The organism is Rhodococcus sp. 05-2254-5, assembly GCF_002258575.1.
Taxonomy (GTDB): Bacteria; Actinomycetota; Actinomycetes; order Mycobacteriales; family Mycobacteriaceae; genus Rhodococcoides; species Rhodococcoides fascians.
Genome location: NZ_NOZG01000007.1, coordinates 552445 through 577210, shown reverse-complemented (window position 1 = coordinate 577210; position 24766 = coordinate 552445). Strand labels below are relative to the sequence as shown.

Sequence of the window (24766 nt, the reverse complement as noted above, 5' to 3'; positions counted from 1 at the left end):
AGCGGAAGCCGCCACAGAGTGGAGCGCCAGTTGCACTCGTCAGTCGAGCCGAACCAATTCCTGCAGTGCCGACTCGTCCACCGCGTCGAGTCCGTCCAAGAATGCAGCAGCGAAGGTACCCGGACGCGACGTCGAGCGAGCCGCAATCTCCGACGCGACCGCCACGTGCGCGTGCGCGGCGACGGCACCGATCAACGCAGACGGAGAAACGGAACAGTACGCAGCCGTCAGCGCACCCAACGCGCATCCGGTGGCCGTAACTCGTTGCAGCAGTGCGCTTCCGCCGCCGATCTTCACCGTCGAGCCTTGCGCGAAGATGTGGTCGACCTCGCCCGAGGCCGCTACGACCTCGGCGCGGTCGAGGAGAGAACGCGCCGCGTCGACGGAATCCGCCACGTGCGCAGACGAATCCACGCCTCTCGATCCACCCTCGGCGCCCGCGAGTCCCATCACCTCGGAAGCATTTGCGCGAATCACGTTGGGCCGATTGGCAAGTAGTTCCACCGCGACCTGGGTTCGCCACGGCAGCCCGCCCGCTCCCACCGGGTCGAGTACCCACGGCTTCCCCGCTGCTCGCGCGGCAGCGGACGCCAGACGAGAACTTTCCACCTGCGCCGCCGTCGGAGTTCCGAGATTGACCAGCACCGCGTCGGCGATCTCGGCAAAGCCGGCCGCTTCCTCCGGATTGTCGACCATCGCCGGAGCCGCACCTGCCGCGAGCAGGGCATTTGCGACGAATTGCACCGACACCGTATTGGTCAGACACTGCACCAGCGGATTGCGATCACGCAGCAGTCGATGCGCGGCAACGATGTCGTCCAGGGTCACACTCGAGGCATTCATCGCTGTCGAGTCTACGACCGCTCCCACCCCGTTCGCGTCAATGGACCACCCCACCCCCTTCGGATCAATGCGCCTTTCTTGCAATCTGAGTGACTGAAAGCCACATTGATCCCAATTGGAGGTACAGAGCAAGCCGGGGGCGGGGCGGGGGTTGGGGCGGGGCAGGGTGAGGCAGCGAGGAGTCAGGCCACACGAGTTTTGGTGCGCGGGATCCATTCGTAGACTCCGGCTGCGGCGTTGTGGTGCAGGGAGAGGTCGATGGCATCGAGGATTGCCTGTCGCGGCGCGGGGCGTCCGAGTTGTTTGGCGCTGATGGCCAGGCGCACCACTCCCCCGCGTCGGGCGGTGCGACCGGCGCCGAGTACGAGTGCTTTGAACCACCAGGGTTCGGCTTTGAAGCCTTCGCCGATTCCCCAGACCCGGGCGCGGATGGTGCCGTCGCGGTCGAGGTCGTGAATACCGTTGAGTGAGGCGATCATTCGGAATCCTGCATCCGGGAGCGCCTCGATGGCTCCGGGTGAGGCGATCCAGCGCGGAGCGGCGAACACTCGGGTACGCAGGCCGGTCTGTTCCATGACGCGGTCGGCGGCCATCAAGCGCAGTCGAGCTTCGTGACGCGGCAGTGCAGAGAATTCGGAGCGTCGACGCTTCGTCGCGGCCTGGTCGTAGCCGTGCAGAACGATGGCGTCGCCTCCGTCGCGTCGCGTCCGCAGCCATTCCTGGGTGGGCACGTCGGCTGCGAGCCGGTATTTGTCTTTCAGCCGCGGTGCGACGAGCAGCGACAGCGGGACGCCCCGTCCGTCGAGTTCTCGCGCGAACTCGGCGGCGTGCTCGTAGGTGTCGTTCTTGATTCCGCTCACCGACACGATCAGGCGTCCAGACATGACTCGAGCCTCGCACACCAGCGTGAACGAGGCTCGACGTCGATGCAGACAGAAGCTAAACGGCGATCGTTTCCTTCGGCAGGATCTTGTCGATCGCGGCGAGCACCTCGGGTGCGTCCGGCTCGGTGCGCGGGCGGAACCGGTTGGTGACGACGCCATCCGGGGAGATCAGGAACTTCTCGAAGTTCCACTGAACGTCTCCGGCGGTGCCGTCGGCGTCCTCGGTCTTGGTCAGTTCGGCGTAGAGGGGGTGCCGGTTGTCACCGTTGACGTCGACCTTCTCGGTCATCGCGAACGTGACGCCGTACGTGGTGGAGCAGAAAGTTTCGATTTCTTCGGCGGTGCCGGGCTCTTGGCCACCGAACTGGTTACACGGCACCCCGACGACCGACAGGCCACTGGCGGAGTACTCGTTGGCGAGCTTCTCCAGCTTTTCGTACTGCGGGGTCAGTCCGCACTTGGATGCGACATTGACCACGAGGACGGCCCGTCCGGCGTACTCGTCGAGCGAGGTGGGCGCACCACCCAGCGTGTTGATGCCGATGTTCTGAACTTCAGTCATCATCCGAACTTACCTGTGAGTACCGACAGAATGGAACCGACGCACAAAAGCAAGTACGACCCCGCTGGTGGCAGGGCCGTACTTGCGTTCTTCCGAACCGGGCGACGGGGGGATGCGCGTCGCCCGGCAGGTTCTTATGCCTTGGCGGCGTTCTTTTCGATGATGACCTGCTTGTCGGCGGGTCGCTCGTCCTCGGGGAGGTGGTCGTCGACCATGGTCTCCTCGTCGAACGGCAGGTTGCCGTCGAGCACCGTGTTGACCCGATCCTTATCGATCGTCTTGGTCCAGGTGCCGACCAGCAAGGTGGCAACGGCGTTACCCGAGAAGTTGGTGACGGCGCGGGCTTCGGACATGAAGCGGTCGATTCCGACGATGAGCTGAACACCGTCGAGCAGTTCCGGGCGGTGGCTCGACAGGCCGCCGGCGAGAGTCGCCAGGCCTGCTCCGGACACTCCGGCTGCGCCCTTGGAGGCGATGATCATGAACAGCAGCAGCGAGAACTGCTCCCCGATGGAGAGCGGCATGTTCATGGCGTCGGCGATGAAGATCGAGGCCATGGTCAGGTAGATCGCGGTGCCGTCGAGGTTGAACGAGTAACCGGTGGGGACGACGATGCCGACGGTGGTGCGCTCGACTCCGACGTGCTCCATCTTGGCGATCAGACGCGGCAGGGCCGATTCGGAGGACGACGTGGCAACGATGAGCAGGTACTCCCGGGCCAGGTACTTGACCAGCTTGAAGATCGAGAAGCCGGAGACGAACTTGAGAATCAGGCCGAGGAAGAAGAAGACGAAGATGAAGCAGGTGATGTAGAAGGCCAGCATCAGAGTGCCGAGCTGAATCACTGCGTCGAAGCCGGTCTTGCCGACGACACCGGCGATGGCACCGAAGGCACCGATCGGGGCGAGCCACAGGATCATCGTCAGGATGCGGAAGACGAGCTTCTGTACTGCGCCGATGCCCTTGAGGATGCCTTCACCCTGCTTGCCCATGGCCTGCAGTGCGAAACCGACGAGGATGGCGACGAACAGCGTCTGCAGAACAGAACCGGCCGTCAGCGACGAAAGCAGCGATGTCGGAATGATGCCTGCGATGAAGTCCATCGTCCCGCCGGCCTCGTGGGCGGTGTCGGCGAGCTTGAGTCCGGCGTCGTTCGGCGTGATGTTCAGTCCGTCACCGGGCTTGATGAGGTTGCCGACAACCATGCCGATACCGAGGGCGATGGTCGACATGCCGATGAAGTAAGCGAGCGCCAGGCCGCCGACTCGGCCGACGCTGGCTGCGGCGCGTACCGACCCGATGCCGAGGACGATGGTGCAGAAGATGACCGGGCTGATCATCATCTTGATCAGGCTGACGAAGAGCGTGCCGAGGATCGACAGGTCGGACGCGAAATCCTTGGCCACCAACCCGACGATGATGCCGGCGATGACGGCGATGATCACCGCGATGTAGAGCCAGTGCGTTCTGTCGCGCTTCTTCTTCGGCTCGGACGACGGATTGTCGTTCCGCTCAGCGTCGGTGCTGATAGTCATGGACGTTCCTTAGTGTTCCGGTGGTGCGTGAATGTGGCTGGTGGCTTCGTGATCGCCGGAGTGGAGTGAGGTGGGTCACCCCTGCTGAGAGATGATGTTGCTGCACCCAGTGACTGGAGTCACCTATACGTTCATTCTGTTCACATCGATGTTTCTTGTCCGAAAGGAATGTGTTGTCCTCGAAGCGGCCGCTGAGTGTGGCGGGCCAGGTATTGGTCCTGCAACTGGTCGTGATGGCCGTCGTCGTTCTCGCCGGCGGGATCCTGACGATCCTCAACGAGAGGTCCAACAGCGACGACGCCACCCGACGTGAGGTGACGGCGATCGCGGTGAGTATCGCCAACGAACCGTCGACGCCGCTGGCCATCGAATCCGACGACCCGACGTCTCGTCTGCAGCCGGAAACGGAGAAGATCAGGCAGGTCACCGGGGTCGATTTCATCGTCGTCATGGCTCCCGATCGCACCCGCTTCACGCACACCACCGTCGACCTGATCGGTAAACCGTTCAGCGGCAACATCGATCGCGCACTGCTCGGCGAGACGTTCACCGAGACGTACGTGGGCTCTCTCGGCCCGTCGATCAGGGCGGTCACACCCGTCACCGATACCGACGGCGAGATCGTCGGTCTCGTGTCTGCCGGAGTCACCCGCCAGAAGATCAGCGATCAGTTCCTGCAAGGCCTGCCGTTGATCCTCGCCGTCGTGCTCGCGGCCTTCGTCGTCGCTGCGGCCGGTTCGACGCTGCTCAGCCGCCGGCTACGGCGTCAGACTTTGGGGATGGCTCCGGCCGAATTGCGGACGATGTACGAGCATCACGACGCCGTTCTGCATTCCATCGGCGAGGGTCTGTTGGTGTTCGGACGCAGCGACGAGGCGGAGCTGGTCAACGACGAGGCCCGACGCCTTCTCGACCTACCGGACGGGCCGGTATCGCTGACGTCGTTGCCGGAGTCTATGCAACAGATGGACACCGGAATCGTCCGCGGTGAGCTGCATCTGACGAAAGATCGTGTACTCGTCGTCAACCAGGATCCGGTCATGTGGGAGGGCAAACGCCTGGGTAACGTCCTGACGATTCGCGATCAGACCGAGTTGCGTTCGTTGATGGGCGAATTGGATTCGGTGCGCAGTTTCGCGGAGTCACTGCGCTCGCAGGCGCACGAGGCGGCGAATCGGTTGCACACGGTCATCACGATGGTCGAGCTCGGTCGGCCCGAAGAAGCTGTAGAATTCGCGACGGCCGATCTCGAACTCTCGCAGACTCTCATCGACCGGTTGATGAACGCGGTCGGCGAACCTGCGCTCGCGGCGCTGTTGCTCGGCAAGGTCAGCCAGGCCGCCGAACAGGGCGTCGAGCTGACGATCACCGACGACACGGCGATGGAACACGAAGGGGTTCTGACTGCTCGCGAATTGGTGACGCTGGTAGGCAATCTGATAGACAATGCGATCGATGCCTCGAAAGAATCCGACCAGCCGTGGGTCGAAGTGACGGTCCGCGACGCCGACGGTGAACTCGTCGTCCGGGTGGCCGACAGTGGTCCCGGCATGCCACCGGAAACCTTGAAAGCTGCTCTCCGGCGCGGATATTCGACCAAATCCGGATCTCGCGGACTCGGCCTCGCGCTCGTGACGCAGGTGATCACGCGGCACGGTGGCACGTTGACCTCGGAAGTGACGTACGGGTCGGTGTTGGTTGCGACCATCCCGGGAGCGACGTCGTGATCCGAGTACTGATCGTCGACGACGAACCGCTCATCGCCGAGGCACACAAGACGTACGTGGAGCGGACGCCCGGTTTCGACGTGGCCGGCGTCGCACACACCGGCGCTGCGGCCATGCGATTCGCCAGCACCGAACCCGTCGATCTGGTGTTGCTGGACATCGGCCTGCCCGACGCCAGTGGCATCGACGTCGCTGCGGCGCTCGGCGGTCTACGTCCGAGCCCCGACGTCATTGCCATCACCTCCGAACGTGATCTGTCGGTGGTGCGTTCGGCAGTGGCGCACGGCATCGTGCTGTATCTGCTCAAACCGTTCACGTTCGCTGCGTTCCGCGACAAGCTCGAGCGCTATCGCGAATTCCACGATGCACTACCCGCCGGCGAGAACGCGTCCAGTCAGCGAGACATCGACCGTGCGATGGCGCATCTACGCACGGCCGACGAACGCGTCTCCACCCCCAAAGGCATTGCCCCACAGACGATGGACGGCATCACCGCCAGCGTCAAGCAATCCGTCGACGGCCTCAACGCCTCCGAGGCGGCCAAGGTTGTCGGCGTATCCCGGGTGACGGCCTGGCGCTACCTCGAACGACTGGCCGACGACGGCCTGGTCACCCGGCACACCGAATACGGCAAAGCCGGGCGACCGCAGGTCCGCTATGTGTGGCGCTGACGCGCCAGTGGTGTGGTTGAGTGCCCCCTGGGGCGCTTGATCACTCCACTGCGGCGCCAGCCGCACTCACGATCCACGCGTACTCGAAGGCCGCTTCTTTCCATTTCTCGTAGCGTCCGCTGACTCCGCCGTGTCCGGCGCTCATTTCGGTCTTGAGCAGCAGGTCCGAGTCCCCGGTCTTCGTGGCACGCAGGGCCGCAACCCATTTGGCCGGTTCGACGTACAGGACGCGGGTGTCGTTGATGGACGTGATCGCGAGGATCGACGGGTAGTCCTTGGCCTCGACGTTCTCGTAGGGGCTGTACGACTTCATGTAGTCGTACACCTCCTTGTCCGCCAACGGGTTACCCCACTCGTCCCATTCGATGACCGTCAACGGCAGCGACGGGTCAAGGATGGAGGTGAGTGGGTCGACGAACGGCACGTTGGCCAGGATGCCGTTGAACAGCTCGGGTGCGAGGTTGGCCACCGCTCCCATCAGCAGACCACCTGCGCTACCGCCGTCGGCGACCAGATGCTTCGGTGAGGTACGGCCGGTGTCGATCAGATGCTGTGCCGCAGCGATGAAGTCGGTGAACGTGTTCTTCTTCTGCAGTGTCTTGCCCTGGTCGTACCAGTGCCTACCCATCTCACCGCCGCCGCGCACGTGTGCGACGACGAAGACGATGCCGCGGTCGAGCAGGGACAGACGCGCTACCGAGAACGACGGGTCCATCGATGCCTCGTACGATCCGTAGCCGTACAGCAGCGTGGGAGCAGGCCCCTCGGGGACGTCCTTGCGAGCGATGACCGACAGCGGAATCTGTGTTCCGTCCGGCGCGGTCGCCCACTCTCGGTGCTGCACATAGTCGCCGGCGTCGAACTCACCGAGAACCGGCTGCGATTTGCGGAGCAGCAATTCCCCGCTCGCGATATCCAGGTCGTAGACCTGACCGGGCGTGATGAAGGAGGTGTAGACCATCCTCAGCAGGGGCTGGTCCCACTCCGGGTTCGAGCCGGCTCCGACCGAATAGAGCTCCTCGTCGAACTCGAGCTCGCGGTATTCGCCGTATCCCTCGTCGGTCAGCGGCCAGATCGCCATGCGGGTCAACGCTTCTCGGCGGTAGGTGAAGATCAGGTGGCCGGCGAAGGCGTCGATGTCCTCGACTCGGACGTCGCTCTGATTCGGAACCAGAATGCGCTGATCGAGTGGATCGCTGACCGGGGCCTCGGCGAGCAGGAAGTTCTCGGCCTTCTCCCCCTCGGTGCCCCAGCCGTTGACCGAGCCGTTGTGGGTGATCAGGAAGCGATCCTCACCGGCCACGACGGCGTGTTCGATGCTGTACTCGATGCCGTCCGTGCGCGGCAGCACGACGCGGAATTCGCCCTCGGGATCGGTGGATTCGAGGACGAGGCACTCGGAGGTGATCTTCGAGCCGACCCAGATCATCAGGTACTTCTCGCTACGGGTGGAACCGAATCCGACCCAGTAGCTCTCGTCGGGCTCGTGGAAGACCTTGACGTCCTCGGCCTTACCGAGGGTGTGCCGCCAGACGGTGTCGGGACGCCAGGACTCGTCGACCGTCAGGTAGAAGACATGCGTGGCGTCGGCGGTCCAGGTGGCACCCGGCGCGACGTTCTCGATGGTGTCGGCGAGCAGTTCACCGGTCTCGAGGTTCTTGAAACGCAGCGTGTACCGCTCGTCGCCCTCGGTGTCGGTGGAATACGCCAGCAACGTGCCGTCGAGGCTGATCGAGAATGCCCCGAGCGAGAAGAAGTCGTGACCCTCCGCCTCGACGTTGGCGTCGAGCAGGATCTGCTCCCCCGGCACGTCCACGTCGGAAGACAGCGTCGGCGGTGTCCAGTCGTCGGGAGAGTCGACGGGGCAACGGCATTGGAGGCCGTACGACTTACCCTCGACGGTGCGCGAGTAATACCACCACTGGCCCATGCGCGTCGGCACGGACAGGTCGGTCTCCTGGGTGCGCGATTTGATCTCGTCGAAGATCTTGCCGCGGAGTGCTTCCAGTCCGGCCGTCTGCTGCTCGGTGTACGCGTTCTCGGCTTCGAGGTAGGCGATCACCTCGGGGTCTTCCTTGGCGCGCAACCACTCGTAGTTGTCGATGAACGTGTCGCCGTGATGGGTGCGCCCCTGCGGCACCTTCTTGGCAATGGGAGGGGTGATCGTCATGGCGTGACCCAATCGTCGAAGTTCAGGCCCGAGATGCGCTCGTAGGCCTCGATGTAGCGGCTGCGCGTTGCGGCGACGACGTCGTCGGGCAACGGTGGCGGTGGGGTGTCGGACGCTCGGTCCCAGCCGGATTCGCCGGTCAGCCAGTCGCGAACGAACTGCTTGTCGAAACTGGGCTGAACGCGACCCTCTTCGTACGAATCGGCAGGCCAGTAGCGCGAGGAATCGGGGGTGAGCACCTCGTCGGCGAGAACGAGGTTGCCGTCGGCATCGGTCCCGAACTCGAACTTGGTGTCCGCGAGAATGATTCCGCGTTCCAGAGCGAAGTTGGCTGCACGCGAATAGATCTCGATGGTGTCTTCGCGGAGTTTGAAGGCCAGCTCGGCACCAACCAGTTCGACGGCCTGGTCGAACGTGATGTTCTCGTCGTGCTCGCCCAGTTCGGCCTTGGCGGCAGGAGTGAAGATGACCTCGTCGAGTTTGCTCGATTCGATCAGGCCGGGCGGCAGTTCGACGCCGCACACGGCACCGGTCGCGTTGTAATCCGCCAACCCGGATCCGGTGAGATAGCCGCGAGCAACGCACTCGATCGGCACCATGTTCAGCTTCTTCACCACCAGGGCGCGGCCGATCAGTTCGGCGGGGATGCGTTCGTCGAGCGGATCACCGGCCAGGTGATTGACGCCGCCGAGCTCCTCGAAGAAGAACACGCTCATCGCCGTCAACACACGTCCCTTGTCCGGGATCGGGGTGTCGAGGATGTGGTCGTAGGCCGAAATTCGATCGCTCGCGACGAGCAGCAGATGCGCGTCGTCGATCGTGTACAGATCGCGGACCTTGCCGCCGGCCAGATGCTCGTAGCTACTCAGTGATGGTCGCACGAGGCTCAACACTATCTGGGCCGGTGCCGCCACGTCGGCGGGCAGGGATCACAATGAGTAGCAATGGCAACGACCGAATCGACCCCGGACATCGGATTCCGCTCCGAACGCGGTCCCATCCTGATCGCGCTGATGCTCAGCTCGTCGCTGGTTGCGCTGGACGCGACGATCATCGCCACTGCGGTGCTCACCATCGTCGGCGACCTCGGCGGGTTTGCGCAGTTCCCGTGGTTGTTCTCGATCTACCTGCTGGCACAGGCTGTCTCGGTGCCGCTCTACGGCAAATTGTCCGATCTGTTCGGGCGCAAGAAGATCATGGTGTTCGGCATCGCGGTGTTCTGCCTGGGCTCGATTCTGTGCGGCCTGGCGTGGAGCATGCCTGCTCTGATTGCTTTCCGCGCGATTCAGGGACTCGGCGCGGGTGCCGTCCAGCCGATGTCCATCACCATCGCGGGCGACATCTACACGCTGCCCGAGCGCGCCAAGGTGCAGGGCTACCTGGCCAGCGTGTGGGCGATCTCTTCGGTGCTCGGCCCCGCCCTCGGTGGCGTCTTCTCCGAGTACCTGTCGTGGCGGTGGATCTTTTTCATCAACATTCCGCTGTGCGCGGTGGCGGCGTTCATGTTGCTGCGCAAGTTCGAGGAAGGCGCTGTCGAACGCGCCAAGCCGAAGATCGATTACCTCGGTGCCGCTCTGCTCACCGTCGGCGCGACGATGGTGCTCCTCGGCCTGCTCGAAGGCGGCCAGTCCTGGGCCTGGGGTTCGCCGATCAGCATCGCGATCTTCGTCGTGGGCTTCCTACTGCTGGCGGTGTTCGCATGGGTCGAGTCCCGCGCCGAGGAGCCGATCCTGCCGCTGTGGGTGTTCACCCGGCGGGTGCTTGTGGTCAGCAGCTTCATCTCGTTGCTCGTCGGCGCATTGATCCTGGGACTGACGTCCTACGTCCCGACCTTCGTACAGGGCGTGTTCGGCACCGGAGCCATCATCGCCGGCTTCTCGCTGTCCACGCTGACCCTCGGCTGGCCGATCGCGGCATCCCAGTCCGGGCGGGTGTACCTGCGCTTCGGCTTCCGCACGACGGCAGTGGTCGGCGGTTCGATCGGGATCGTGGGTACGGCACTGACGACTCTGCTCGACGCCGATTCGCAGATCTGGCACGTCGCGGCGATGTGCTTCGTCATCGGCCTCGGCATGGGGTTGATCGCGAGCCCCACCTTGATCGCCGCACAGTCGAGCGTCGAGTGGGCCGAACGCGGCGTCGTCACCTCCACCAACATGTTCGCCCGTTCACTCGGTAGCGCCGTCGGCGTCGCGGTGTTCGGTGCCATCGTCAACGCCCGTGTGTCCGGAGATCCAGAACCCGAACAACTGTCCGACGCCATCCATCTGGTCTTCATCGGAGTGCTGGTCGCCGCCGTCCTGATGACTGTCGCTGCGGTGTTCATGCCCAGGCGCACGGCCCGATAACTCGCCCACTGGTCCCGCCGCGTACCGCGACCGGAACCCTGCGTCACGGCATCAACGCACCGAACGCGGAAACCAGTGCACCGGTGAGGTCACCGAGACCTTCACGGCTGTACCGGGAGCGAATCGGTCGCAGGCCCGAGCGACGACGCGCAGCCGGAGCCCGGTATCGCGGTGTCGCACAGTGACCGAGCATTCGGGGCCGGTGAACACTTCGTGTTCGACGAGAAATTCGCCGTCCTCGCGCTCCGAGACCACCAACTGTTCGGGCCGGAGCAAGACCTGCCCCATACCCGTTGCCCTGGTGGTGGATTCGAGACGACCGAGAACGGTGTCGACCCAACCGTCGCGCGCGGCAGCGTCGACGTAATAGGCGTCGCCGACGAAGCTCGCCACAGCCGGCGTGGTGGGCCGCTCGTACAGTGCACGCGGCGTATCGACCTGCGCACAGCGCCCGCCCAGCAGAACCGCAACCCGATCCGCGGTGCCCAGAGCCTCGGCCCGATCGTGGGTGACGAGAATCGACGCGGTCTTGCTGGTGAGCAACAACTCTCGCACGTCCTGCCGAATCGAGGTCCGCAGACCTGCATCGAGAGCAGCGAACGGCTCGTCCATCAACACCACCGACGGAGCCGGGGCCAACGCGCGCGCCAACGCGATCCGCTGCTGCTGCCCGCCCGAGAGTTCGCTGGGTCGAACCGCACCGGCGTCGGGCAGTCCGACGAGCTCGAGCATCTCGTCGACGCGTCGGGCCCGTTCGGCTCGGCCCGACAGGTACGGCCGCACGAACCCTGTGCGCAAACCGAATTCGATGTTTCGGCGCACCGTCAGATGTGGAAACAGTCCACCTTCCTGCGGCATCAGGCCTACTCCCCGCTTCTCCGGTGGCACCTGAACACGCCCGGCGACGGAGAGGTCGCGCCCGTCGGCGGTGATGCGGCCCGCGTCGATACGGTGCAGGCCTGCGATCGATCGCAGCAGAGTCGTCTTGCCGCAGCCTGAGGGTCCGAGAACGGCGAGCATCTCACCGTCGCCGAGGTCGAGATCGATTCCGTGCAGCACCGTCGTACTGCCGTACGAGGCAACGAGATCGGACATCACCATGCTCATGACAGTGTCACTCGCTTTCGCGTCGTACGCCGCAGCGCCCGAGTCAGGACGATCGTCGGGACCACAGAGATCAGGATCAACGCGAGGGCGTAAGGGGCTGCCTCGCCGTAGCGGAATGCCTCGGTGGTGGACCACAGCGTGGTCGCGAGCGTGTCCACACCGCGGGGACGCAGCATCAACGTCGCCGGTAATTCCTTGGCGACGGTCAGGAACACCAGGGCGGCTCCGGCCGCGATGCCGGGCGCGGCGACAGGAATCGTCACCCGCAGGTCGGCGCGCACTCGCCCGGCACCGAGGGTCCGTGAAACATCCTCGAGCACAACCGGAGTGGCGTCGACGACCGATCGGGTGCTGCCGACGGCCAACGGCAGGAACAGCACCACGTACGCCAGCACCAGCAGCACCGCGGTCTGATAGAACGACGGCAGAAATCTGATTCCGAGAAACACCGTCGCCAGTCCCACGGTGATACCCGGGAGACCGTGCGCAATGTACGTGGACAACTCGGCGGTGCGCGCACTGCGGGACGTGGACCGGGCCGCGAACAACGCCACCGGCAACGCAAGCACGGCTACCACCAGAGCAGCAGTCGCCGAGTACTGAACTGTCTTGGCGCTGACAGCCAGCACGTCCGCCCAGTCGACGGTGAAGCGCAGCGATCGACTGAGCCATCGCGCCAGGGCCAGAATCGGTACCAGCACCGAAACACCGAGGGCTGCAACGATAACGGCCAGAGCAGGCACGCGCCACCGGCCAAGAACCACAGGCTCGGCCATCCGGTCGGTACCCGATCCCACGCGCGCCGTGGCCCCGCGTCGAGCACGCCGTTCGAGGAGGGTCAACACCAACGCGCCCACCACGAGGACCAACCCGAGAACAGCGGCCGCGGTGCGATCGAGCCCGCCGCGGTAGGCGCTGTAGATGCCAAGAGTGAAGGCGTCGTACCGCATCAGTGCCACCGCCCCGAAGTCACTGATGGTGTACAGCGCCACCAGCAGCGCGCCTGCTGCCGCAGCCGGAACGACGCGACGGCACTCGACGGTCAGTGCGGTGCGTACCGCCCCGCGGCCGAGGGTGCGGGACACTTCGGCCAACGACGGGTCCGCGGTGGCGAACGCCGCGGACACCGGCAACATCACCAGCGGGAAGCACGACAACGTGAGCACCAGCGCAGCACCGGAAAATCCTGCAAGGGAGGGAAATTCAGCGATCCACAGATAACCGGACACGTAGGACGGGATGGCGAGTGGGGCTGCGAGGATCATCGCGAAGATGCGTCGACCCGGTAGATCGGTTCGGACGGTCAACCAGGCGAGCAGCGTGCCCACCACGACGGAGGCGACCACGACGGTGAGAGCGAGCGTGGCCGTCCGGACAACGAGGTCGAGGGTGCGTTGCCGCAGGAGCAGCCGCAGTACCTTCTCGGTTCCGCCGTCGAACGCTCGAACGAACAGGTACACCAAGGGTGTCAGCGTCAGCGCTCCCACGCACAACGCGGCCGTCCCGAGAACGGGACGACCGCCGAAGTGGCGCCGCAGAAGCGGCTGGAGTGCGGACACGAACACCGACTAGATGATTCCGACGTCGGTGAGCAGGGTTTGCGTGGCTTCGAGGGACGAGAGCCGGCCCAGGTCGAGGTCGGTCGAGCCCAGGTCCGACAGCGGCGGCAGGTCGTAGTCGGACGTGACGCCGTCGATGACGGGGTATTCGGCGGTCTCGTTGGCGAAGTACGTCTGCGATTCGGTCGAGAGCAGCTCGCGCACGAAATCGAATGCCGCTTCCTGGTTGTCCGACGCCGCCAGCACACCGGCACCGGCGACGTTGATCAATGCGCCGGGGTCGCCGGGCTCGAAGTAGTGCAGCTCGACGGGAGCGTCGGCACCGTTCTCGTCCTTGAACGGGTACCAGTAGTAGTGGTTGAGCAGTCCCGTGGCGACCTGCCCGTCGTTGACGGCGGTCAGCAGCGGACCGTTGCCCTCGAACGCGACCGGCTCGTTGGCGACGAATCCTTCGAGCCAGGTGCGAGCACCCTCCTCGCCGCGCTGCACGCGCAATGCGGTGACGAACGCCTGGAACGATGCGTTGGTCGGTGCGTAGCCGATCTGTCCGCGCCAGCGTGGGTCGAGCAGTCCGTCGATACCGGTGGGCAGGTCTGCTGCCTGCACCGAATCGGAGTTGTAGGCCAGCACGCGGGCCCGTGCGGACGTGGCGACCCAGGTGCCGTCGGTGCCGCGGTACTGCTCGGGAACGAGCGCGAGGATGTCCTCGGGCAGCGGTGCGAGCGCCCCTGCTTCGTCGAGGGCCCCCAGTGCACCTGCATCCTGGCCGTAGAAGACGTCGGCCGGCGTCGCGTCGCCCTCTTCGAGGATCTTCGCGGCCTGGGCGTTGGTGTTGCCCGAATAGTCGACCTCGATGCCGCCGCCGATGCGTTCGATCAGGGGGTCGACGAGTTCTTCACCGCGGCCGGAGTACACCACCAGGGCGGACTCTGCGGTGGCGGACTCGGAGGTGGAGGTGGTGTCACCGGAGTCCGAAGAGCTGCAGGCGACCAAACCGAGGGCAAGGGTTGCACTGCACGAGAGCAGCGCCAGACGGCGAACGGTGAACACGGTTCTCCTGACGAAAACGGGTCAAACGGACAATTCGAGAAAGTACACCACCAAGGTGAGGCTCAGCTACTTTTCCCCCCCGGATTGAACGACCGGCCGCCCGGGCATTCCCGCCCGATGACCGAACGCGTGCTCGTCACCGGTGCCAGCATCGCCGGCCCCACCGTCGCCTACTGGCTCGACAGAGCGGGATACGACGTCGTCGTCGTCGAGCGCAGTCCGCAGCTGCGTTTGGGCGGCCAGAACATCGACGTCCGCGGTAGTGGACGCGAGGTGCTGCGGCGCATGGGCCTGGAGCAGACCCTGCTGGCCAACGGCACCACCGAGAAGGGCACCAGATTCGTCGACGATTCCGACGCCACCATCGCGGCCTTTCCGGCCGGAGACGGATCACACGACGGACCGACGGCGGAGATGGAGATTCTGCGCGGCGAGTTCGCGCGGATTCTCGTCGAATCAGCCGGTCCGCGAACCGAGTACCGGTACGGCGATCGCGTCGTCGACGTGGCTCAGGATGCCGACGGCGTCGATGTCACGTTCGCGTCGAACGCAGCGGAGAGGTTCGACCTCGTCCTGTTCGCCGACGGGATCCGTTCCAGTAGCAGAGAACTGGCGTTTCCTGCCGAGGCGGAGACCACGCCAGTCGGCTTGTACACCGCCTACGGGGTCTTGCCGAAGGGACCGAGTGACGACGGCTGGTGGCGCTGGTACAACGCCCCCGGATCCAGGGTCGCCAATCTGCGCCCGGACAACCTCGGCACGACGCGTTTCAGCCTGTCCTGGGTGTCCGACGACGGCGGGTACGAAGGCGCGTCCACCGAAGAAGTCGTGGCCGCCTTGCGAGCGACGTTCGCCGACGTCGGCTGGGAAGTGCCCCGAATTCTCGACTCGCTCGGACCGGATTCGGAGCTCTACGTCGACTACCTGGCCCAGGTGCAGGCCCCACGCTGGTCGAACGGCAGAATCGGCATGCTGGGCGACGCTGCTTGGTGCGCAACACCATTGAGCGGGATGGGCACCACATTGTCGGTCACCGGGGCCTACGTGCTCGCCGGGGAACTCGCCCGAGCGCGCGATCATCGCGCCGGGTTCGAGGCCTTCGAGGCGCGCATGCGGCCGTTCGTGAATCAGGCTCAGAAGCTTCCACCCGGCGTGCCTCGCGTCGCGCATCCGAAAACGACTGTGGGAGTAGCTGCTTTTCGCACCGTGTTGCGCCTGGCCGGATCGAAGCCGGTCCAGGCGGTCACGAGCAAATTCCTAGGTCCCGACGCGGCGACGCTGGAATTGCCCGACTACGAATTTCGGCGTTAGAGCCCGACCCGCTCGAGCAGCGCGTCGAATGCCTCGCTGGCTTCCTGCTCGGTGCGGCCGGATTCGATGACGCCGTTGTACACGGCCAGCGCCTCCTCCTGGTACTGCTTGTACTTTTCGAGCCACTTCTCCGAGTCAGCGCGCCAGTAGCCGATGATGTCGAAATACTTGTTGTCGTAGCCCAAGTCCTTGCGGAAGTACTTGCGTACCCGACGCGAGGACGACGCCTCGGCGGCGAACCACACGTAACCGCGTCCCTCGGGCAACGGGTAGGCGAGCACCGCGTCGTCGAGCACGCTGGCGCTGTCTCCGTTTCCGGATCCGATACGCCAATCGAACGTCACGTCGGCGGCTGTCTCGAACGTCTGAATGTCACCGCGTTCGAGTACCTCGACGATCGCGTGTGCGCGGGTGCCTGCGGGCAACTGTTCGATCAGTCGCCCCAGCGCAGGAACTCCGGTCATATCGGCCACCAGCAGCAGCCAATCGACGTCGGCGGGCGGTGAGTACCACGACCGCGGACGGGTGAAGAGCACCGTCTGACCGGGGGCGGCCTGCTGGGCCCAGGTAGCCGCGACGCCACCCTCGTGTGCGAAGAAGTCGATGGTCAACTGTCCGCGATCGGGATCGACGCGTCGGATCGTGTAGTTCCGGCCCTCCGGCGCGTTCTCGAGGCCGTGGAACCACCACAGGCCGTCGACCTCGGTCATCGGCGGCGGTGCCGACTCGCCTTCGCGCGGAAAGTAGACCCCGACGCACTCGTCGGGTGCTCCGAGCGTGCGATAACCGGCGACGTGCTCGCCGCCGAAGGTGACGCGCACCATGTGCACGGTGAGCTGCTCCACCGCAACGACGTCGGCGTAGTGGAAACCACGCTGCTGATCGGTCATCTTCGTCCTCGATACATCTCTCGTCCGACTGTGCGAGAACCCTCAGGCTAACTCGGCGGCAATTCTGGTCAATTCTAAACTAAGCCTTGCCTAGCCTGCCAGCGGCCACCTTGGGTATCACCAACGGAGTGTGCGATTCCGGATCGTCGATGATGCGGCACGGCAGTCCGAACACCGCCTCGACCAAGTCGGCCGTGACGATCTCCGCCGGTGGGCCCTCGGTGACCACCGCGCCGTCCTTCATCGCGATGATGTGGTCGGCGTATCGACATGCGTGGTTGAGATCGTGCAACACCGCGACGAGAGTGTTGCCGTTGTCCCGATTCAACGTCGCCAGCAGGTCGAGAAGTTCGATCTGGTGCGCGATGTCGAGAAACGTCGTCGGCTCGTCCAAGAGCAACAGCGGTGTCTGTTGCGCGAGAACCATTGCCACCCACACTCTTTGCCGCTGTCCACCGGACAGCTCGTCGACCGGACGGGCCGACAGCGACGTCACTCCGGTCGCAGTCATGGCCCCCACCACCGCGGCCTCGTCCGCGACGGACCATTGCCGGATCAACTTCTGATGCGGATAGCGGCCTCGCGCAACGAGATCGGCCACCGAGATGCCGTCCGGTGCGATGGAGGTTTGCGGCAGGAGCCCGAGTCGGCGGGCGACCTCCTTCGCCGGGTACGACGAGATGGACTTGCCGTCGAGCAATACCGTGCCGCCGGTCGGCTTCAGCAGGCGCGACAACGCGCGCAACAGTGTCGATTTGCCGCAGGCGTTCGGTCCGACGATCACGGTGAACTTGCCGTCGGGAATCTCGACCGTCAGCTTCTCGCTGATGATTCGTTTGTCGTATCCGACGGTGATGCCGTCCGCGTACAGGCGTGGCCTCGTGGTCATTGCTTCCGCCCTTCTCGTGCCAACAACCAGACGAAGTACGCGCCGCCCACACAAACCGTCACCACACCGACCGGAAGTTGAGTGGGCGCGAACACTCGTTGCGCTGCAACGTCACTGACGATCAGGAGCAGAGCGCCCATGCACGCCGCGGGCACCATCGCCACCGACGAGGTACCGGTGAGTCGCCGAGCCAACTGCGGCGCGGCGAGCGCAACGAACGAAATGGGCCCCGCTGCGGCCGTGACCAGTGCCGTGAGGGCGACCCCGAGAATCACCAGCATCAGACGCGTCGGCTCGACGCGGATTCCGAGCGCTCTCGCCGCGTCGTCACCCATCTCGAGTACCGGTAGCCGTGTCGACAGCGCCGCCGCCACGGGGGTGACGACAGCCAGGGCCACGAGAACGGGAACCACCTGCGGCCACCCCAACCCGTTGAGTGTGCCCGCGCCCCAGACGGCGGCTGCGATTGCCTCGGAGACATCGGCTTTCACCACGAGCCAGGTATTGACGGACGCCAGGACGGCACTGACCGCGATACCGACGATGATCAATCGAAAGCCCTGCACGCCGCGCTTGTAGGCGAGCACGTACACCACGGCGGCGGCCACCAGTCCGCCGACGAGCGCGCCCGCTCCGGTCCGGTAGTAACCGCCGCCGAGCGTCAGGATGACGACGAGAGCGCCGGTGTACGCGCCGGTCGAGAAGCCGATGATGTCCGGGCTGCCCAACGGATTTCGCGTCAACGACTGAAAGATCGCACCCGACACCCCCAGGGCAGCTCCGAACAGGAATGCCAGCGCAACCCGGGGGAACCGCGACTGCATCACGACGATCTCGGTGATGCGCGGGGCGTCGCCGAACACCGCTGCGAGCACCTGGCCCGGTGGAACGTGGTAATCGCCGGTGCCGATCGCGAGGACGGCGACAACCGCTGTCAGCAACAGCAGGGCCGCGCAGACGAGGACCGTACAAACGTCGATTCGTGCGCCCAGCACTGTGCGAACGATCCACACCCTTCTGCCGAAGTCGATGTTCCCGGCGCGCGGTGCCCGGATCACAGCCCGCTCGCCTTCTTTCGGCGGACCAACAGGATCAGAACGGGAGCCCCGACGAAGGCGGTGACGATACCGACCTGCAACTCCCCCGGCTCGATGACGATTCGGCCGACGACGTCGGCGAACAACAGCAGCGCCGGTGCCGCGAACACGGTGTGGATCAGAATCCAACGCTGGTCCGGCCCGACGAACCAGCGCACCATGTGCGGCACCATCAGCCCCACGAACCCGACCGGTCCCGCCGCCGCAGTCGCTGCTCCGGCCAACAGGGTCACCGCAACGACCCCGACGGTCCGCGTCCGAAGCGCATTGGCTCCCAACGACCGGGCCAGCTCGTCGCCCAGTGCGATCGCATTGAGCGGACGCGCGACGAGCGCCGCAAGACACAGTCCGAGTACGACGAACGGGCCGGTCGCCGCCGCGATGTCGAGGCCTCGACCCGCCAACGAGCCTGCGCCCCAGAACCGCATCCTGGCGAAGGCGTCCGGGTCCAGCAGCAGCATCCCGGAGGTGACGCCGCCGAGCACCGCACCGAGGGCAATACCGGAGAGCGTCAAGCGAATCGGAGTGGCACCCGCTCGTCCCACCGAACCCAGCGCGTACACCGCGACGGTGGCGAGAACGGCACCGACGAACGCGAACCACACATAGAACCGAACGTCGGTCACGCCCAACACCCCGACTGCGAAGGCGACGAAGAGTGCCGCTCCGGCATTGACGCCCAGAATGCCCGGGTCGGCCAACGGGTTGCGCGTCATCGCCTGGATCAGCGCGCCCGCGACGCCGAGCGCGGTACCGACGAGCACACCGAGCACGGTCCGTGGAACTCGGAGCTCGCGGACGATCACCGCGTCGGTGGAACCGTTCGAAGACCACAGTGCGTGCCACACGTCACCGACAGCGATGTTCTCGGCTCCCACAGCGATACTCACCAGGCACAGAATCGCGAGGACGACGACGACGAGAATCAGACCGGCGGTCCTGCCGGCATCGGTTCGGGCCAGACCACCGACGAGAGCCGGAACATCGCTCTGTTCCGGCTCGTCGCCCGCAGTGACACCCCGCCATTTCACACCACCGAACGCACCCTCGCACCCACCGCGGACTTGACGATCTCACCGCTGCGCACAGCGATGTTGGACAGCAGAGAGGACGTCAGACCGTGGGTGTGCTCGGTGCCGCCCTGCAGGTAGATCGAACCCGCTGTCGATCCACGCGTGACGAGCCGGTAGTCCCGCGTCACGCGAGGACCGTGCGCATCGAATTCGACGGCGTCGAACAACGGCCCGAGGATGTCGGGCAGATCGAGGGACGTGAAGCCGGTGGCATAGACGACAGCGTCGCACAGCACGTCCTCGGCCAGTCCTGTCGGCCCGTGTTCCACCGATGCCCGCACGCCCGACGCCTCCTCCGTGACATCGGCCAGTCGGGAGGCTCCGTGCACGAACAACCGGCGCTGTCCGCTGACCCGCTCGGCATACTCGCGCGCGTACAGCTCCTCGATCAGGGGCAAGTCGACGGCGGAGTAGTTGGTTCCGCGGTGATAGTGCAGCAGCTGATCGCGCAGAGAATGCGAGGACGAGTAGAAGTCGTCGACGGCGGTCGGATCGAAGATGCGGTTGGCGTAGGGGCTGTCGTCGGCCGGACTGTACCCGTACTTGCGCAGTACCGCATGCACGGACGCGTCCGGATAGGTCGAATGCAGGTAGTCGACCACTTCGGCTGCGCTCTGCCCGGCACCGACGACGACGAACGTGCGGTGAGTGCGCGACGGCAGCCGGTCGAGGTGGCCGAGCAGGTCGTGATTGTGGAATTGCCGCGCCGACGCGCTGACTCCGTCCGGCAGGGCCGCGGTCAGGCCGCCTGCGAGCACGATGTTGCGGCCGCGGACGGTCCCGGTGCGCCGCCCCTCGGTGCGGACGCCGTAACCGTCACCGGTGTCGACGACCGCGGACGCCCGCGTGCCGTAGTGCACCGCGGCGTCGACTTTGCCTGCGGCCCAGGACAGGTAGTCGTGGAACTCGAGCCGGCTGGGGAAGAACGTCTGCAGATTGATGAAGTGGTTGAGCCGGCCCCGTTCGGCGAGATACGACAGAAACGTGTACTCGCTGCTCGCATTGCGCTGGGTGGCAAGGTCCTTGAGGAAGGAGATCTGCATCGTGGTTCCCGGCAGCAACATTCCGGGGTGCCAAGCGAACTCGTCCTTCGACTCGACGAAGCACGACGTCAGGCGCTCGGCCGGAGCACACTGTCGATTGTGTTCCTCGATCGCGATGGCCAAGCCGAGGTTGGAGGGCCCGAAGCCGACTCCGACGATGTCGTATTCGCCGTCGAGGTCGCTGCTGTAGTCGTCGCTCGGGCTCATCGGATGCTCGCCCCCGACATCTGATCGAGCGCACCGGGGACCGGTTCGGCAGGGTCCACTCCGAGGGCAACGATGCTGTTGTCCGAGTCGACGTGCACCACGGAGGGACTGTGTGTGGGCAGCTCGGCGTTCTCGACCTGACGGAACGACATGATGATCACCAGATCACCCGGAGACACCAGATGGGCCGCGGCACCGTTGATTCCGATCACGCCGGATCCCGGATGGCCTTCGATCACGTAGGTGACCAAGCGAGCGCCGTTGGTGATGTCGACGACGTGGACCTGTTCGCCCTCGATCAGATCGGCCGCCTGCATCAGAGTCGAATCGATCGTGATGGACCCGACGTAGTGCAGATCGGCGTGAGTGACAGTGGCACGGTGGATCTTTCCACCCAGCATGGTGCGGTGCATCAGGCGTCGTTCTCCTTCTTACGGACGAGATATGGGGCAACGCTGGCGAGCTTCTCGCAGGTCTCGTCGAATTCACGTTCGGGCTTGGACTGGCCGACGATGCCGGCTCCGGCACGCAGCCATGCGGAACCCTGCTGCTCGTAGACGGCGCGCAGCACGAGTGCTGCTTCGAATTCTCCCGTCGACGATGCCTTCACGACGGCACCGGAGTACAGGCCGCGCGGTGAGTCGTCGAGCCGACCGATGGCGTCGATGGCCTCCTTCTTCGGGATCCCCGACGCCGTGACGGCCGGAAACAGGGCACCGAAGGCATCCCAGCAGGACAGGTCCTCGCGCAGGCGTGCGCGCACGGTGGACGCGAGATGTTGGACACTTCCCCGTTCGCGCACGCTCATGAAGTCCGAGACGGCCGTCGACCCCGGGCTGGCGATCGATTCGAGTTCCTCGAACGAGGTACGCACGGACACAGCGTGTTCGGTGATCTCTTTCGGATCCTGTTCGAGATCGGACTTCGCTGCCGAGTCGGCATCGGAACCGAGTCCGAACGCTCTCGTTCCCGCGAGCGGCTCGGTGGTGACGATCCCGTGTGCGTCGACGGAGGCGACCAATTCCGGGCTGAAGCCTGCGGCACGCAGATCGCCGAGATGCAGCAGAAAAGAGCGGGCCGGAGTGTTCGCCGTACGCCCGGCGCGGTAGGTGCCCGGCATGTCGAGATCGAATGGGATACGCACGCTCCGGGACAGAATGACCTTGGCGTAGTCGCCCCGTCGGATTTCCGTTACGGCCTGTTCGACGCGGCCGCGGTAGTCGTCGAGATCTCCGCCGACGTCGAGAGCGTGCACGGTCGGCAGCTCGTCGCCGACGATCGCGTCGAGCGCGGCCAGTACCGAGGCGCGGTCCTCGTCGCTGCCGGTCACCTCGACGGCATCGTGTTCGCGGCCGAAGCGGACCTCGACGCGGGGCACCACCAGGTGCGCGAGGATGTCGTCGGCGTCGCGCCCGGCGGCAGTGGACCGATCGACGTCGTGCAGGTGCTCTGCGAACCCGAAACCGACGAATCCGTAAGCGTTCCACTGTTCTCGGGTCAGGCCCGTGCACGCCTCGCTCAGGGCCGCTGCCGGGTTACCGGACCAGCTCCGCTCGGTCGGTTCTCCGGCCCCCCAGGTGGTGGTCACGAGGTGGGGCCGAAGCACGATGCGAGCGACCACGCCGCCCGCGAACACCCAGCGTCCCCGGTCCTCGTACACGACGTACTCGTCGAACAATCCGGACTCCGCCAACGCGACGACCGTACGCAGTCCCCGCTGCAGTTCGGTCCCCTCGGCCGTGTCCATCGTCGTTTCTTCGACAACGGTCATTGTGTGTGCACTCCTGACGGTGAATCGGTCCGTGACCGCGCATTGCGCGCAACGTCTGCGGTCGGCATCGGCGCGCGCCTTCGATAGGGAACGCTAACCTAACCGACTCGGCAGCACAACGGCTTCCTCGGTGTCAGCGAACACGGCGTAGATCGAGCACCGAGATACCCCAGCCGACCAGCGTCGACGCCGCGACCTCGAGGCCGGCATCGGCTGCTACGCAGGCAAATTCGGCTTTCGTTCGTACACCGCTGCCGTGCATGCAGAGCATCAGCAGATCGAATTCCGACTGGTCCTCGTTGAACGACCCGTCGTTGGACAGTCGCTCGACGACCACCAATTTTCCGTTGTCGGCCAATCCTGTTGCCGCGTTGCGCAACAGCAGTGCGAGATCGTCGTCTCGATAGTGTCCGGTGACCTCGAGCAACAGATACGCGTCGAATCCGTTCCCGTGCTCCACATGCGGCTCGGACATCACGCTCTGCGGGTGATTCACCACTCGCCCTTCGAGTTCGGGCCATTTCCCGAGGTCGCGTCGAATCAGGTCGAGTTCGCTGGGCAACCCGAGCACACCCGCCGATACTCCGTCGTACCGGGAGAGAACGGAACCGAGCACCACTCCGGATCCTGCCCCCGCCACCAACAGGGTCGAGACCCCGTCGAACGAATAGTCTTGCACCAGAGCAGGACCCAGGAACGCGGCCTCGTCGGCGATGTGGTTGTGATGCAGTTCGGCGAGCCGCGGGGACGCCTCGAGGTCTTCGGTCAACGTGTTGCCGGTCAGCAGGCTCGCGCTGGCGGTACCGGTCCGCAGGCTGTCCACCAGACCTGTGATCGACAGTTCCACCCGTGCCTCGATCCCGTCCAGGTCCAGCCAGTGCGAGATCCAGTCGTCGCCGAGCATCGCCTCACCGATATCGCCGAGAATCAGATCACCGGTGGAGTTCTCGGCGAGGACGTCGACGGCACGCAGATAGCGCACGAATTTCGCGAGGGCGCGCGCGTCCGTCTCGGTGGCTTCCGCCAGCGATTCGACGGAGCACGCCCCTCGGGACACGTGCAACGGGATACGTAACGTGTTGGCCGCCCTGAAAGCGAAGGGCGACAGTATTTCCGCACGTTCGGCGAGCCTGTCGAACGGCTCGGACTCACCGCCGCTGAGGTCGGGCACCTCGGGATCGTCGGCGCGGGTCAGAACCTCGGCGCGACGCCAGTACCCGGTGACGTCGACCATCTCCGGCGGCAGGCCGCGGTCCTCGCGCAGATACCGACGGATTCCCTTGAGAGCGGTCGCTTCCCCTGCCACCCAGGCGAACACCGTTCCGTCCCACCAGGGTGCCGCCCGCACCGCACTGTCGAGCAAGTCGCCGGTGCCGGCGGTGACGCCGTCACGATGGACCCACGTGATCTCGGCGTCGGCGGCCGTCGGCAACGGCAACTCTCGCTCGACGTCGGCGACCTCGACGAACACCCGAATTCGCCGGCCCGGCAATGCCTCTTCGAGATACCGAGCGATGGCAGGTAACGCGGTCTCGTCGCCGACGAGCAACACCCAGTCGACATCGGCCGGAGCATGGCCCGACCGCACCGGTCCGAGCAGGGTGATGGAATCGCCGACGCGGCAACGCCGACCCCACGTCGACGCGATGCCGGTGTCGTGGGTGACGAAGTCGAGAGTCACCTGCGCGGTCTCGGGATCGACGCTGCGCACGGTGTAGTTGCGGGTCACCGGACGCGGATCACGCGGCCATTCGACGGTGCGCTCGTGCTGGGTCGGAAGCACCACCGTGCCGTCGGTCTCCGCCGGGAAGAACAACCGAACGAAGTCGTCGAATCCTTCGCTGCGCAACGCCGGGAACCGGTAGTCGCCGCGCGAGAACTCGCGCAGCTGCGGCCCACCCAACACGATTCGGCGCATACCCGAACCCAGCTGACGTGTTTCGATCACCGTTGCCGTGCGCAGGACTTCGGGAAAGACGACCTGAAGTCGATGGGACCTTGCCACGGTGGAACACGCTCCTGTCGTCGA

General features: G+C 65.2%; 21 protein-coding genes. 4 read left to right on the top strand and 17 right to left on the bottom strand.

Translation table 11 applies throughout. The features are described from left to right. Window positions 1-39: 39 nt before the first annotated feature. The 4 genes from thiM to CH278_RS07950 all read right to left on the bottom strand — a co-directional run bounded on the left by thiM (window position 40) and on the right by CH278_RS07950 (window position 3824). Window positions 40-843: a hydroxyethylthiazole kinase gene (thiM, locus tag CH278_RS07965; RefSeq protein ID WP_094621729.1), complete on the bottom strand. Its 804-nt coding sequence runs from the start codon at window positions 841-843 to the stop codon at window positions 40-42. Window positions 844-1025: 182 nt separating this feature from the next. After that, entirely contained in the window at window positions 1026-1727 is a 702-nt protein-coding gene (locus tag CH278_RS07960) for a DUF2334 domain-containing protein (RefSeq protein WP_032367942.1), read from the bottom strand. A gap of 55 nt (window positions 1728-1782) precedes the next feature. Next, the gene (locus CH278_RS07955; protein ID WP_027495833.1) at window positions 1783-2292 is read right to left on the bottom strand and encodes a glutathione peroxidase; all 510 of its coding nucleotides are present in this window, start codon (window positions 2290-2292) and stop codon (window positions 1783-1785) included. A 131-nt stretch (window positions 2293-2423) separates the two neighbouring features. After that, the gene (locus CH278_RS07950; protein WP_032367551.1) at window positions 2424-3824 is read right to left on the bottom strand and encodes a cation:dicarboxylate symporter family transporter; all 1401 of its coding nucleotides are present in this window, start codon (window positions 3822-3824) and stop codon (window positions 2424-2426) included. A 233-nt stretch (window positions 3825-4057) separates the two neighbouring features. On the opposite strand from CH278_RS07950, the gene CH278_RS07945 reads away from it, so the two are divergent. Next, a complete protein-coding gene (locus tag CH278_RS07945; RefSeq protein ID WP_228139393.1) occupies window positions 4058-5551 on the top strand; it encodes a sensor histidine kinase in 1494 nt (497 codons plus the stop codon). Next, a complete protein-coding gene (locus tag CH278_RS07940; RefSeq protein ID WP_027495830.1) occupies window positions 5548-6222 on the top strand; it encodes a response regulator in 675 nt (224 codons plus the stop codon). The genes CH278_RS07945 and CH278_RS07940 overlap by 4 nt, the downstream gene beginning before the upstream one ends. Before the next feature lie 40 nt (window positions 6223-6262). Here the strand turns inward: CH278_RS07940 and CH278_RS07935 are convergent, their stop codons facing one another. Both CH278_RS07935 and CH278_RS07930 read right to left on the bottom strand, forming a co-directional pair. After that, on the bottom strand, window positions 6263-8392 hold the full coding sequence (locus CH278_RS07935) for a S9 family peptidase (protein ID WP_094621596.1): 2130 nt from the start codon (window positions 8390-8392) through the stop codon (window positions 6263-6265). Continuing rightward, complete coding sequence (locus CH278_RS07930) at window positions 8389-9273, bottom strand: phosphoribosylaminoimidazolesuccinocarboxamide synthase (RefSeq protein ID WP_094621728.1); 885 nt, start codon at window positions 9271-9273, stop codon at window positions 8389-8391. The genes CH278_RS07935 and CH278_RS07930 overlap by 4 nt, the downstream gene beginning before the upstream one ends. Before the next feature lie 63 nt (window positions 9274-9336). On the opposite strand from CH278_RS07930, the gene CH278_RS07925 reads away from it, so the two are divergent. After that, complete coding sequence (locus CH278_RS07925; RefSeq protein WP_027495827.1) at window positions 9337-10740, top strand: MDR family MFS transporter; 1404 nt, start codon at window positions 9337-9339, stop codon at window positions 10738-10740. Between the two features lie 51 nt (window positions 10741-10791). On the opposite strand, the gene CH278_RS07920 is transcribed toward CH278_RS07925, so the two are convergent. From CH278_RS07920 to CH278_RS07910, 3 genes are read right to left on the bottom strand one after another with little or no spacing between them, the layout of a single operon-like run. Next, window positions 10792-11841: an ABC transporter ATP-binding protein gene (locus tag CH278_RS07920; protein WP_256983390.1), complete on the bottom strand. Its 1050-nt coding sequence runs from the start codon at window positions 11839-11841 to the stop codon at window positions 10792-10794. 2 nt (window positions 11842-11843) lie between these two features. After that, on the bottom strand, window positions 11844-13406 hold the full coding sequence (locus tag CH278_RS07915; RefSeq protein WP_256991754.1) for an ABC transporter permease: 1563 nt from the start codon (window positions 13404-13406) through the stop codon (window positions 11844-11846). Window positions 13407-13415: 9 nt separating this feature from the next. Further along, entirely contained in the window at window positions 13416-14456 is a 1041-nt protein-coding gene (locus CH278_RS07910; RefSeq protein WP_052053255.1) for an iron ABC transporter substrate-binding protein, read from the bottom strand. A 117-nt stretch (window positions 14457-14573) separates the two neighbouring features. On the opposite strand from CH278_RS07910, the gene CH278_RS07905 reads away from it, so the two are divergent. Continuing rightward, window positions 14574-15767 (top strand): FAD-dependent monooxygenase, encoded by a 1194-nt coding sequence (locus tag CH278_RS07905; protein WP_094621594.1) that lies wholly within the window; start codon window positions 14574-14576, stop codon window positions 15765-15767. Here the strand turns inward: CH278_RS07905 and CH278_RS07900 are convergent. The 8 genes from CH278_RS07900 to CH278_RS07865 form a co-directional block, all read right to left on the bottom strand. Next, the gene (locus CH278_RS07900) at window positions 15764-16657 is read right to left on the bottom strand and encodes a siderophore-interacting protein (protein WP_032374022.1); all 894 of its coding nucleotides are present in this window, start codon (window positions 16655-16657) and stop codon (window positions 15764-15766) included. The genes CH278_RS07905 and CH278_RS07900 overlap by 4 nt on opposite strands. 79 nt (window positions 16658-16736) lie before the next feature. After that, a complete protein-coding gene (locus CH278_RS07895) occupies window positions 16737-17546 on the bottom strand; it encodes an ABC transporter ATP-binding protein (RefSeq protein ID WP_094621593.1) in 810 nt (269 codons plus the stop codon). Then, the gene (locus CH278_RS07890) at window positions 17543-18604 is read right to left on the bottom strand and encodes a FecCD family ABC transporter permease (RefSeq protein ID WP_373557321.1); all 1062 of its coding nucleotides are present in this window, start codon (window positions 18602-18604) and stop codon (window positions 17543-17545) included. The genes CH278_RS07895 and CH278_RS07890 overlap by 4 nt, the downstream gene beginning before the upstream one ends. After that, window positions 18601-19674: a FecCD family ABC transporter permease gene (locus CH278_RS07885; protein WP_094621592.1), complete on the bottom strand. Its 1074-nt coding sequence runs from the start codon at window positions 19672-19674 to the stop codon at window positions 18601-18603. The genes CH278_RS07890 and CH278_RS07885 overlap by 4 nt, the downstream gene beginning before the upstream one ends. After that, entirely contained in the window at window positions 19671-20966 is a 1296-nt protein-coding gene (locus CH278_RS07880; protein WP_032407155.1) for a lysine N(6)-hydroxylase/L-ornithine N(5)-oxygenase family protein, read from the bottom strand. Before CH278_RS07880 ends, CH278_RS07885 begins: the two co-directional genes overlap by 4 nt. Beyond that, window positions 20963-21379: an aspartate 1-decarboxylase gene (panD, locus tag CH278_RS07875; RefSeq protein WP_027495817.1), complete on the bottom strand. Its 417-nt coding sequence runs from the start codon at window positions 21377-21379 to the stop codon at window positions 20963-20965. Before panD ends, CH278_RS07880 begins: the two co-directional genes overlap by 4 nt. Continuing rightward, window positions 21379-22737: a salicylate synthase gene (locus tag CH278_RS07870; protein WP_032367544.1), complete on the bottom strand. Its 1359-nt coding sequence runs from the start codon at window positions 22735-22737 to the stop codon at window positions 21379-21381. The genes panD and CH278_RS07870 overlap by 1 nt, the downstream gene beginning before the upstream one ends. A gap of 133 nt (window positions 22738-22870) precedes the next feature. Further along, window positions 22871-24742 (bottom strand): siderophore-interacting protein, encoded by a 1872-nt coding sequence (locus CH278_RS07865; protein ID WP_052068938.1) that lies wholly within the window; start codon window positions 24740-24742, stop codon window positions 22871-22873. Between the last annotated feature and the right edge of the window lie 24 nt (window positions 24743-24766).

Coding starts and splice junctions, on each gene's coding strand:
- thiM (WP_094621729.1), bottom strand. CDS start 843: ATGAATGCCTCGAGTGTGACCCTGGACGACATCGTTGCCGCGCATCGA.
- CH278_RS07960 (WP_032367942.1), bottom strand. CDS start 1,727: ATGTCTGGACGCCTGATCGTGTCGGTGAGCGGAATCAAGAACGACACC.
- CH278_RS07955 (WP_027495833.1), bottom strand. CDS start 2,292: ATGATGACTGAAGTTCAGAACATCGGCATCAACACGCTGGGTGGTGCG.
- CH278_RS07950 (WP_032367551.1), bottom strand. CDS start 3,824: ATGACTATCAGCACCGACGCTGAGCGGAACGACAATCCGTCGTCCGAG.
- CH278_RS07945 (WP_228139393.1), top strand. CDS start 4,058: ATGGCCGTCGTCGTTCTCGCCGGCGGGATCCTGACGATCCTCAACGAG.
- CH278_RS07935 (WP_094621596.1), bottom strand. CDS start 8,392: ATGACGATCACCCCTCCCATTGCCAAGAAGGTGCCGCAGGGGCGCACC.
- CH278_RS07925 (WP_027495827.1), top strand. CDS start 9,337: ATGGCAACGACCGAATCGACCCCGGACATCGGATTCCGCTCCGAACGC.
- CH278_RS07920 (WP_256983390.1), bottom strand. CDS start 11,841: ATGGTGATGTCCGATCTCGTTGCCTCGTACGGCAGTACGACGGTGCTG.
- CH278_RS07905 (WP_094621594.1), top strand. CDS start 14,574: ATGACCGAACGCGTGCTCGTCACCGGTGCCAGCATCGCCGGCCCCACC.
- CH278_RS07900 (WP_032374022.1), bottom strand. CDS start 16,657: ATGACCGATCAGCAGCGTGGTTTCCACTACGCCGACGTCGTTGCGGTG.
- CH278_RS07895 (WP_094621593.1), bottom strand. CDS start 17,546: ATGACCACGAGGCCACGCCTGTACGCGGACGGCATCACCGTCGGATAC.
- CH278_RS07880 (WP_032407155.1), bottom strand. CDS start 20,966: ATGAGCCCGAGCGACGACTACAGCAGCGACCTCGACGGCGAATACGAC.
- panD (WP_027495817.1), bottom strand. CDS start 21,379: ATGCACCGCACCATGCTGGGTGGAAAGATCCACCGTGCCACTGTCACT.
- CH278_RS07870 (WP_032367544.1), bottom strand. CDS start 22,737: ATGACCGTTGTCGAAGAAACGACGATGGACACGGCCGAGGGGACCGAA.